General features: G+C 62.0%; 2 protein-coding genes. Both read left to right on the top strand.

The window, feature by feature from the left end:
- Window positions 1-139 precede the first annotated feature (139 nt).
- Window positions 140-478 carry a hypothetical protein gene (locus tag BRO63_RS04425; RefSeq protein ID WP_003050341.1) on the top strand — a complete coding sequence of 113 codons (339 nt, stop codon included), beginning with the start codon at window positions 140-142 and terminating at the stop codon, window positions 476-478.
- A 106-nt stretch (window positions 479-584) separates the two neighbouring features.
- Window positions 585-869, top strand: a 285-nt coding sequence (locus BRO63_RS04420; protein WP_088138659.1) for a hypothetical protein, incomplete at its 3' end; no start/stop codon positions are given.

Genomic DNA, 869 nt, shown 5'->3' with positions numbered 1-869 from the left:
AAGACGCAGGAGTGGAGCCGCCAGGCCGAACTGCAACCTGCGTGATCGTAGACGCCGCATGCGCGGTGTTCTTCATCCACCCGCCGGGGTTCCTTCCCCATGCGGGGGAGGCCCTGGCCATCTTCTGGAGGTCTTCATCATGTCCACCATCGCTTGCGATATCCCCCGCTCCGCGCTGGATGAACCCGCGTGGCGGGCTCTCTGCGAGACGGCAGCCGCACAAGCCACCAAGGGTTGCGGACTGTCTCACGACTACTACGTCGAACGCTTCAGTTCGGCGATCGACGCGCAACTCGGTCGATTGCCGGAAGAACAGCGCGCACAGGCGCTGAAGATCGCACAGGAATGGGACTACGCAACACCGGCCGAACGGCAGGAAACCCAGGACTGGAATGCGGAGCATGGCTATTGCTCGCATGGGATCGAGTTCGGCTGCTGTCCGGCCGGTTGTGATCGCGACGATGACGACTGGGACTAAGGGTAAGGCATAGGTTTTCCTTCGCTGCACCTGCGGCATTCCATCACCCACTGGGGGTTCTTCCCCACGGGGAGGCCTCCAGCTCAACTTTTCGAGGAGGCCTCTCATGGGCTGGTATTTCTCTCCCCAATCGCGGTCTGAACTGATCGCGGAACTGATCGCACCACAGCAGACCGAGCGCGTCAGCGCGAAGGTTATCGCTCACGCATTGCGCGGCAACGTGCTGTGGTCAGTGGTCGAACTGACCGCCAAGGTCGAAGGTGTGCATCGTGATCTCGCGCCGGGCCAGTCCTTGCGCTACATCCGCTGCGATCTGCTGGAACGCAGCGGCAACCAGTGGGGCTACAAGCCGCTGGAAGAGTCCATGCACCCGTACTACTACTCGTGCCCG

Source organism: Achromobacter xylosoxidans (assembly GCF_002192695.1).
GTDB classification, from domain to species: domain Bacteria; phylum Pseudomonadota; class Gammaproteobacteria; order Burkholderiales; family Burkholderiaceae_B; genus Achromobacter; species Achromobacter xylosoxidans_C.
The sequence above is the reverse complement of the archived record's forward strand: the minus strand, read 5'-3'. Positions and strand labels throughout refer to the sequence as shown.

What these genes read in the sequence shown, in the direction of transcription:
- BRO63_RS04425 (WP_003050341.1), top strand. Translation starts at nt 140, where the DNA reads ATGTCCACCATCGCTTGCGATATCCCCCGCTCCGCGCTGGATGAACCC.